This is a genomic window from Nocardioides sp. (assembly GCF_025964975.1).
Lineage (GTDB): Bacteria > Actinomycetota > Actinomycetes > Propionibacteriales > Nocardioidaceae > Nocardioides.
In genome coordinates this window covers 1-9,124 of the sequence record NZ_JAOPXV010000082.1, presented here as the reverse complement: position 1 = coordinate 9,124, position 9,124 = coordinate 1, and the positions used below count along the sequence as shown (strand labels likewise).

Genomic DNA, 9,124 nt, shown 5'->3' with positions numbered 1-9,124 from the left:
TCGCGACAGCCGCCGCGGCCGGCATCGCGGCCTCCGTCACCACCCGAGCACTAAAACCCGTCGCCCTCCTCGCCAAGGCCGCAACCGACTGGAGTGAGCACGACCTGTCACGTCGCTTCGCCCTCGGCAGCCCGACCAACGAGATCACCGCGCTTGCCGCCACCCTCGACACACTTCTCGACAGGGTCACGGCCGCCATCCGCGCCGAGCAACGCCTGACCTCAGAGCTGGCCCACGAACTGCGCACACCACTGACCGTCGTGCAGGGCACTGCAGACCTCGCACTCATGCAGGACGAGCTGTCGCCCGCCATGCGCGAGACCCTCGAAGAGATCTCCGAGGCCAGTCGCCGCATGAGCACCACGATCACCACGCTCCTGGACGTCGCACGCAGCGAGGCCTCGCTGATGGACGCCGCCTCCTGCTCGATCGCCGACGTGGTGCGAGACGTGCTTGCATCGCTGCCTCAGGATGCACTCACGGTGCGCGTTGACCTGGTCGATCAGCGGGTCGCCGCCCCCGAGACGATCATGATGAGGGCCTTGACGCCGGTCGTGGCGAACGCGATTCGCTTCGCCCACGGCCAGGTCGTAATCACCAGCGTCGCTGGCACCATTGGCGCACTGGACGTGGTGGTCGAGGACGACGGCCCCGGGGTGGACGGTGACACGGAAAGGATCTTTGAGGCAGGCCTCACTACAAGCGGCGGCTCGGGCGCGGGCCTGGGGCTGACCATCGCCCGCCGGATGGCCCGCAGCGTCGGAGGCGACCTCGAGGTCGCCCAAGCTCACACGCCCACGCGGATGGTGCTTCGCGTCCCCCTGGCCTGACTCCACTCCGACCGGAGCAGTCAGGTTCATGGCATACACCGGTCCACTGTTGCTTCAGTAGCGTCCCGCCGCCCCCGGCGCACCATCTCCCGCACATCGATCGCCGTGCTTCGGGTTCCCCGTCCGGGGCACGGCTCACTGCCGCGACGGAAGGATTGGCCAGTCAGGTGGCTGGCAGGGACTACGGATCACGCTGACGTCGTGAGGACGACACTGGACCGTCCCATCGCTCGGGGGTCAGTGACCGCGGCGACCTCTTCGCCTGCGCACTCCCCGCGCGGCCGATGGCCCAATTCCTGGGTGGGACTGGTCGCACTGCTCACGCTGACTGTCCGGATGCCGTTTGCGATCGACCCGCTGAGCTCTGACGAGGGAGGTCTCCTACTGGTGGCGTCGCAATGGAGACCAGGCACCTCGCTCTACGGCAACTACTGGGTTGATCGCCCGCCCCTACTGCTCGACTTCTTCTCCTTGGCCAACACGCTGGGCGGCACCATCGCCCTGCGGATGCTCGGCGCGTGTCTGGTTGCGTTCTCGGTGGTCCTGGCCGGCCGCATCGGCGCAACCGCAGTGCCACGAACGCACGTGCTCAGGTGGACTCCAGTCCTGACGGCCGGAACAGCGGCGGTCTTCCTGGTCAACCCTCTGTTCGGCGCCCTGGAGGTTGACGGCGAACTCGTTGCAGTCGCGCTGGTACTGCTCAGCGCTGAGCGCATGCTGCGTGCGAGTTCGGCGGGCGGAGCCATATCCACGAGGTGGCTGTACTTCACGGCGGGGGCAGCGGCCGCTGCCGCCGTACTCGTCAAGCAGAACGAGGTGGACGCCCTGGTGCTGATGGCGGTGCTCTCGGTAGGAACGGTTCGACATCGAGGAGGGGCTTCCGCCGCCCGTGCGGTGGCCACCTTCTTCGCGGGTGCTGTGACGTGCGTGGGTGTGGTGCTGGCCCACGCCCTGACCCGGGGGACGACCCTGCCGGGGCTCTGGGAGGCGGTCGTGACGTTTCGACTCGATGCGTCGGCGGTCATCAGCTCTTCCGCCAGCTCGGCGACCTCGGCGCGGCTCAGGAGCGTCCTGGTCTGCCTTGTGGTCAGTGGCGCCCCCGCCATTGTCGTGCTGCTCGCTCGGCGTCTGCGCGCCCGAGTGGCGCCCCCCGCCGTGAACCTACGACCAGCCGCCATTGCTCTGCTGGCCTGGGAGTCCGTCTCGATGCTCGCCGGCGGCAGCTACTGGTTGCACTACCTGCTCGTCTTGGTGCCCGGTCTCGTTTTCGCCGTGGCCGTCATTTGTGCCGGCAGCGGCAACGCGGACGAAGTGCCAGCGGCGCGTTCGTCACGAACGGTGCCAGCCTCGCTGCTCGCCGTGCTGACCTACGCCGCCGTGGCGAGTCTCGCGGCGATTAGCGTCGTCGGCTTCCGAACCGACTCGACAAGTGGAGGCGACGCCATCGGCGCGTGGCTCGCGACTCACAAGCAACCCGGCGACACCGCCGTCGTCGCGTACGGGCACGCCAACATCCTGCAGGACAGCGGGCTGAGCAGCCCCTACCCGGAGCTCTGGAGTTTGCCGATCAAGGTGCGCGATCCACAGCTGCTTGATCTGACACGAGTCCTAGCGGGCAGGTCACGCCCCGACTGGGTCGTGACCACCGGCGCGAGCCTCGATGCTTGGGGAATCGACTCATCCAGTGCAACCGTAGAACTCCGGGACCACTACAGGGACGTGGCGATAGTCGGCGACAGCCACATCTACCACCGATTGCCCCAGCCCTCGGTCGCCGCGCACCATCAACACAAACGCAGCCATCGCGGATCGGTGGTCGTAGTCAGGTCATTGTCAGGTTGGAGACCCGATCCTGAACCACATGACCAACACACTCCCGACCACGGGCCGAAAGATGCTGAACAAGGTCCCGGAAGTAACGGTGTTCTTCTGGGTGATCAAGATCCTGTGTACGACGGTCGGTGAGAGCTTCGCCGACTACATCAACGAAACCCTGGGATTCGGGCTCACCAACACGACGATCTTGTTCACGGTTGCTCTGGTCGCGACATTGATCGTGCAGTTCCGCCTGCGCAACTACGTGCCGGGCGCCTATTGGCTAGCCGTTGTGCTGATCAGCGTGGTCGGCACCTTGCTGACCGACAACCTCACCGACGCACGCGGTGTCCCGCTGGCCGTCAGCTCAGTCGTTTTCGCCGTGGTGCTCGCTACAGTCTTCGCCACCTGGTACGCACGCGAGGGCACCCTGTCGATCCACTCGATCAACACCACGCCTCGCGAGGTCTGGTACTGGCTCGTGGTCCTGGTGACGTTCGCTCTCGGCACTGCCCTGGGAGACTGGACTCTCGAGCTCACCGGCTGGTCCCCGGGCCTCGCCATTCTGCTGCCGGCCGGCCTGATCGCACTCGTCGCCCTGGGCTGGCGGGTGGGCGTCGACGCGGTGCTGTCGTTCTGGATGGCCTACATCCTCACTCGTCCGCTGGGCGCCAACATCGGCGACTTCCTGGCCCTCGACAAGAGTGAGGGCGGACTCGCCCTCGGCACCATGGTGACCAGTGTGATCTTCCTGGGAGCGATCCTTGCCACCGTCGTCTACCTGAGCGTGACCGGCGTGGACCGCACGGAGAGTCGACAAGAGGAGCTGGGCACTGCCTGAGCCCAGGACTGCGGTCTCTGGCATCCACAGCGGGCTTGGACATACAGGATCATGGAGTAGTGCTGGGCCCTGTCATGGACGCTGCTTCGTCTGCCTGGCGTCCAAGGGGATGGTGAGGGAGAAGACCGTCCTCGCCCCCCTCCTTGCGACAGTGACGTCTCCTCCGTGCGCGAGGGCGATCTGGCGGGCGATCGGCAGGCCTAGACCCGATCCGCCGCTGTCCCTGGCCCGCGAGCCGTCCAGCCTCGCGAACCGTTCGAAGATGACGTCCTGGTCAGCGCTCGCAATGCCGTCACCGTCGTCGATGACATCGATGGTGGCGACTCCCCCGGGGGCGGCCAGGTGCACCTCGACGCTGCCCTGCGCGTGTCGCGCCGCGTTGTCGGTCAGGTTGCGCAGTGCCCGCGCCAGGTGGTCCGGGTCGCCCAGGGCACGTACGGGTGGCGCGGCAACCACGACGTCAAGCCCACCGATCCGGCGCAGCCGGGTGGCCTCCGCCCTGACGAGGTCATCCAGGTCGACGTCGCGCATCCGTAGCGTCAGCCCGCGCTCGTCGGAACGGGCCAGGAGCAACAGGTCCGCGACCAGTCGATCAACGCGATCCAGCTCGGAGAGGACCTCCGCGGAGAGATCCGGCCACGAGGTCGTGTCCGGGTGGAGGGCGTGGATCTCATGGGCCGCGCGGATCGCGGCGAGCGGGCTCCGCAGCTCGTGCGAAGCATCACCGACGAACTGGCGCTGGGCGTCCGCGCTGGCCTCGAGCCGGCCCAGCATCGAGTTCATCGTCTGGGCAAGACGGGCGATCTCATCGCCACCCACCGGAACTGGAACGCGCGCGGACAGTGCCGACGTGCCATCGATGGACGCCACCCTGCGCCGCATCGCCTCGACGGGAGCCAGCGCTCGCCCGGTCAACCAGTAAGAGGTGAGCCCCACCAGTATCAACACCAACGGGTAGCCGATGAGCAGAAGGTCCCGCACCACCACCGTCGACTCCTGGACGGTCTCGAGGCTTTGTGCCGCGAGCACCACCAAGGGCCCGTCAGGGCTCTCGATCCCCCGAGCCACCACGACGAAGTACTCACCCTCACCGATCGGCAACCGGCTGGTGGCCACCTCGACCTCGCCCGGGGGTGGAGCCAGGCCGACCACCGGCGCCTCACCGTCGACCGAGGGGCTCGCCGCTACCACCGAGCGGTCGCCGGCGACGACCTGGATCAGGGACTGGTCCCCTCCCCCGGCGGCGAGATCAACGGCCGCGCCCTCCCGCATGGCCTGATCGGCCGCATCGCTCGCCTGCTGTCGCGCGACGTCGGTCAGCGACGCCACGAGCTCATGGCGCTGGAGGACGATGAAGGCGCCCGAGGCGGCGCCGAGCACCAGGGCGACCAGCAGGGTGGCGGCCAGCGACGCCCGCAGGCGCACACCACCGCGTCGCAGAGGATCCGCGAACCTACCCACCGTTGCCCTCGAGCCGATAGCCGGCGCCGCGGACCGTCTCAATGGCCTTGCGGGCGAACGGGTAGTCGATCTTGCGCCGCAGGTAGCCCACATAGACCTCGACGACATTGTCGTCTCCGTCGTAGTTGAGGTCCCACACGCTCTCCAGGATCTCCGCCTTCGACACCACGTCCCCGCGGTGCCTCATCAGGTAGTGGAGCAAGCCGAACTCGCGGGGCGTCAACGTAATCTCCGCACCAGCCCGGGCCACGACCCGGCTGCGCGGATCCAACGTGAGATCTCCAGCGGCCAGAAGAGCCGGTCGCTCGGGAGCGCCACGACGGACCAACGCCCGCAGCCGCGCGACCAAGACGACGAACGAGAACGGCTTGGTCAGGTAGTCGTCCGCACCCAGGTCGAACGCGTCGACCTGGTCGTACTCGCCATCCTTGGCCGTCAGCATGAGGACCGGCGTCCATACATCCGCGGCACGCAGCTGTCGGCACACCTCGTAGCCATTCAGGCGGGGCAACATGATGTCGAGCATGATCACGTCGTAGCCACCCGTCTGAGCGGCTTCCAGACCCGCGACGCCATCTGAGGCGAGATCGACGAGAAAGCCTTCGGCCACCAGCCCGCGCCGAACCGTCTCGGCCAGCCTGACCTCGTCCTCCACCATCAGCACCCGCACGTAGCTATCTCCCTCCAGGGGTCCCGGGACATGATGCTCTGCCCCGGCTGTGACAACGCTGTGAGCGCGGCAAACGGGACCTACGGCCGTGCGGGAGTCGCTCTCAGCGACACTCAGCGTCCTCACAGCCCCCTTGACGCAGGCTGGGGGTATCAGGCCGCACCTCGCGGCCGACGAAGGGAGAAACCATGAGAAACCTCAAACGCAATGCTGCCTTGATCGCTTCGACGGCGGTCATCGCCAGCGTGGGCGTCGGCGGAGTCATGGCTGCCCAGGCCAACTCGTCCTCTGCAGGCGATTCCACCGACAAGTCATCGCAAACCGACATCGAGGAAAACTCGGACGGAGCCGATGAGGGTCCCGACGCTAACCCGAACGAGCCCGGCCACCAGGACGCCGACGAGTCCGGAGAAGCCGACAGCACCGACGAGGCCGACGAGGCCGACGAAACCTCGGACGGACCCGACCAGGGTCCCGACGCCAACCCCAACGAGCCTGGCCACCAAGACGCCGACGAGTCCGGCGAGGGTCAGTAGCCCAGCACTCAGCAGTGCACACCACGGCGGATCGGACTCACCGGTCCGCCGCGGTACCGGACGGCCCCGGGCCATGCTCGGTTGCGGCGCTGCGCCCTCTTTCAGTCCAGCCACGGTCCCATGCCATCGAGGAGGACCCCGCCCATTCGTCCAGTCCCGACTCTGAAGACTCCCCAGCACAAGTCGACGCGCCCGGTGCCTAGGGGTGACGCGTTGGAGCCCTCGTGGCGAGTGTTGACGAAGTCGCCGGATCTGCCGTGCCTGAGGGTGAGCAAGCATCAGACCGGGGAAGGGCCGTGGCTTCGGGGTACCAGAGGCGTTCGCGCTGACCAAGCCCAGGGCTTGGGCACCGCTCCGTCGACCTGGCGACCCTGACCGAACGACCACTGGGCGCCCTGTAGGCCGGACTCAGCGCCGTGTTGAGAGATTCGGCAGCTCGAGGGAGACCTCCGGACCTGTGATCTTGGCGCTCCCGCCGTGGGCCTCGGCGACGGCCTGAACGAGAGCCAGCCCGAGGCCAGTCCCGCGGGTGGTTCGGCTGGTGTCAGCGCGGGCAAATCGAATGAAAGCCCGGTCGACGAAATCGTCGGGGAACCCGTGGCCTTCGTCGCTGACGGCGAACTGCGTCCCGAGGGGGGTTTCGGTGGCGGTGATTCGGATAGTGCCTTCGCCGTATCGGAGCGCGTTCGAGACGAGGTTGGAGAGGGCCAGATCGAGCCAGTGTTGGTTTGCGGCGATGGTCAGGCCACGTGGGGCGGACGTTTCCAGGCGCCGGCCTTCCGCAGCAGCTTGCGCGGCGAAGCGGCTGGTGATCTCGTCGAGAACCAGATCAACGTCGAGAAGGTCGTATGGGGGTGCACTAGCAGCGCGGAGCTCTTCGAGGTCGAGCAGGGCGTTGGAAAGCGTGATGAGTAGCTCGACCTGGCTGCGCAGGGACTTGAGCGCCGTCGTGCTCTCGGCGTCGCCGCGGGGCCGGAGCAGGGCCACCTCGAGTTCGGTGCGCATCAGCGCGAGCGGTGATCGCAGTTCGTGGGCGGCGTCGGCGAGGAACTGTCGTTCGCGCTCGTTGGCCCGTCTGATGCGTTCGAGAAGCGCGTTGAAGGTGTGCCCCAGGCGAGTGACCTCGTCATCCTTGCGGGCGGCGACCGGGAGGACCTCGGCGCCGTCGGCGTTCTCAGCAGCGAGTCGGTAACTCTCGACCGGGTTGAGAGCCGCACGGGCGGTCGCGTAGCCGACTAAGGAGGCGGCGATCAAGGTGGCGAGGTCTGCGATGGCGAGCTGTAGGAGGAGCTCTCGGAGTGCCTCGTCGTGCTTGTTCTTACTGATGGCTGATGCGACCACGACTTTCCCCTCCGGGGAATCGACCTGCGCGACGACAACCTTGAAGGGGTGGCCGCTGGAGGGGAGGAGGTTGCCGACGTCGTTGCGAACCTCCGCGCCGGTTGCTGCCCGCGCGATGGTGTCCTGGTCGGCAAGGCGACTCCTGGCGTTGCCGGCGATGACGCGTCCTTGCGGGTCGTAGATCTGGTAACTCTGCCCGGGCGTTTCGGTCGGCGGTGTCGCCCCGGCGGCGACGGCATTCTGGACCACTCGTTGGTAGGCGGTCAGGTCTTGGTCGAGTTGCCGGTCGAGGGCATACCCGACGCGCCAGAACACGAACGCGCCGGCGACCAGGAGCACGGCGGACATGGTGGCGGCGACGGCCAGGACCAAGCGGGTGACGATCGGTCCGTCACCGATCAGGCGGCGCCACAATGTCATCCTGGAGTCATTTCTTGGTTGTCCCTAGTCGGTATCCGACGCCTCGCAGCGTGCGGATCATGACCAGATCGGACGCTCCGAGCTGGTTGCGGAGCCGGGACATGTGCACGTCGAGGGCGTTGCTGCGGATGTCGACCTCGCCGTCCCAGACGTCGTCGTAGAGCCGTGCTCGACTCACGACGTGGCCGCGGCTCTCCATCAGCGAGGTAAGCATCGCGAACTCGCGGCGAGACAGGGTGACTTCGGTGCCGGCGACCCAGACACGTTGTTCGAGCGGATCAAGGATGATGTCGCCGACGACGAGTCGATGACCTGCCTCGGGATCGAGGCGGCGTCGGATGGCGCGCAGGCGTGCGTGCAGCTCCTCGAGGGCGAACGGTTTGACAAGGTAGTCGTCCGCACCGGCCTCGAGACCGGCGACCCGTTCAACGATTGCGCCGCGGGCGGTCAGCATCAGGATGGGGACGTCGTTGCCTTCGCGCCGCAGCTGCTGGCACACCTCGATGCCACTCAGTCCGGGCAGCATCAGATCAAGTACTACCGCGTCGACGTCGGTCCCGCGCGCCGCAGCCAGCCCGCTGGGCCCGTCGAAGCATCCGAAGGAGGTCACCTGCTGTTCGCCGAGGTAGCTCGCGATGAGCTCGACCATCCGATGTTCGTCGTCGACAACCACCACGTGCATGCGGCCAGCGTAGGTCTGCGACATCGTCTCGGCTGGGAGGAAGCAGGTCTACGGGCGCTGCACCGGCAAGGACACGGGAGAGGTTGGTCCGACGCCGGTCTTGGACTGCAGCTCGAGCGACACCTGATTCTCACTCTCACCCACCGGTTCGGGCAGGATCAGCGTGCCGGTGGACTGCTCTTGCAGGTCGTACGGCAACGAGCCCAGTTCGCGTCCTCCCGCTCTCGCGGTAAGCGTGCCGGCGCACCCGTCGCTGCCGGCTCCGCAGCTGACCTGCAACCCAACTCGACCTTGGTCGTCGGGCGCGAGCGACGTGCTGGTGACGGTGAGCAGCGAAGGGAAGGTCACGGCGGTAGGGGTGTTGTTGCCGTTGGGGTCGAAGCAGCCGTCGAACTCGAATAGCGGGTTGGGAACATCACGGCCGCGGAGGTCAGTCATGGTGAGGAAGCCGATGATCTTGCTGGGTCCGGTGGCGGTGTAGCAGTCGTTGCTGTGCACGTTGAGCTCGAACTTGCCGTAGCCCTCGGG

9 protein-coding genes are annotated in these 9,124 nt (G+C 67.1%); 4 read left to right on the top strand and 5 right to left on the bottom strand.

Going from position 1 to position 9,124, the window contains the following annotated elements; all coding sequences use genetic code 11:
• The 3 genes from JWN68_RS05820 to JWN68_RS05810 all read left to right on the top strand — a co-directional run.
• The coding region (locus tag JWN68_RS05820; protein WP_297736017.1) for a HAMP domain-containing sensor histidine kinase at window positions 1–830 on the top strand (830 nt) is incomplete at its 5' end.
• A 300-nt stretch (window positions 831–1,130) separates the two neighbouring features.
• On the top strand, window positions 1,131–2,795 hold the full coding sequence (locus JWN68_RS05815; protein ID WP_297736014.1) for a hypothetical protein: 1,665 nt from the start codon (window positions 1,131–1,133) through the stop codon (window positions 2,793–2,795).
• The gene (locus JWN68_RS05810) at window positions 2,725–3,486 is read left to right on the top strand and encodes a hypothetical protein (RefSeq protein ID WP_297736011.1); all 762 of its coding nucleotides are present in this window, start codon (window positions 2,725–2,727) and stop codon (window positions 3,484–3,486) included. Before JWN68_RS05815 ends, JWN68_RS05810 begins: the two co-directional genes overlap by 71 nt.
• Before the next feature lie 72 nt (window positions 3,487–3,558).
• On the opposite strand, the gene JWN68_RS05805 is transcribed toward JWN68_RS05810, so the two are convergent.
• On the bottom strand, window positions 3,559–4,911 hold the full coding sequence (locus tag JWN68_RS05805) for a HAMP domain-containing sensor histidine kinase (RefSeq protein WP_297736009.1): 1,353 nt from the start codon (window positions 4,909–4,911) through the stop codon (window positions 3,559–3,561).
• Window positions 4,912–4,939: 28 nt separating this feature from the next.
• Window positions 4,940–5,617 carry a response regulator transcription factor gene (locus tag JWN68_RS05800; RefSeq protein WP_297736003.1) on the bottom strand — a complete coding sequence of 226 codons (678 nt, stop codon included), beginning with the start codon at window positions 5,615–5,617 and terminating at the stop codon, window positions 4,940–4,942.
• 188 nt (window positions 5,618–5,805) lie between these two features.
• Here JWN68_RS05800 and JWN68_RS05795 point away from each other — a divergent pair, with 188 nt between their 5' ends.
• The gene (locus tag JWN68_RS05795) at window positions 5,806–6,153 is read left to right on the top strand and encodes a hypothetical protein (RefSeq protein ID WP_297736000.1); all 348 of its coding nucleotides are present in this window, start codon (window positions 5,806–5,808) and stop codon (window positions 6,151–6,153) included.
• A gap of 408 nt (window positions 6,154–6,561) precedes the next feature.
• Here the strand turns inward: JWN68_RS05795 and JWN68_RS05790 are convergent, their stop codons facing one another.
• The 3 genes from JWN68_RS05790 to JWN68_RS05780 all read right to left on the bottom strand — a co-directional run.
• Entirely contained in the window at window positions 6,562–7,866 is a 1,305-nt protein-coding gene (locus JWN68_RS05790; protein WP_297735997.1) for a HAMP domain-containing sensor histidine kinase, read from the bottom strand.
• A gap of 55 nt (window positions 7,867–7,921) precedes the next feature.
• Window positions 7,922–8,596, bottom strand: coding sequence for a response regulator transcription factor (locus JWN68_RS05785; RefSeq protein ID WP_297735994.1), 675 nt, complete (start codon window positions 8,594–8,596; stop codon window positions 7,922–7,924).
• Between the two features lie 48 nt (window positions 8,597–8,644).
• Window positions 8,645–9,124, bottom strand: a 480-nt coding sequence (locus tag JWN68_RS05780; protein WP_297735992.1) for a hypothetical protein, incomplete at its 5' end; no start/stop codon positions are given.

What these genes read in the sequence shown, in the direction of transcription:
- JWN68_RS05810 (WP_297736011.1), top strand. Translation starts at nt 2,725, where the DNA reads ATGCTGAACAAGGTCCCGGAAGTAACGGTGTTCTTCTGGGTGATCAAG.
- JWN68_RS05795 (WP_297736000.1), top strand. Translation starts at nt 5,806, where the DNA reads ATGAGAAACCTCAAACGCAATGCTGCCTTGATCGCTTCGACGGCGGTC.
- JWN68_RS05785 (WP_297735994.1), bottom strand. Translation starts at nt 8,596, where the DNA reads ATGCACGTGGTGGTTGTCGACGACGAACATCGGATGGTCGAGCTCATC.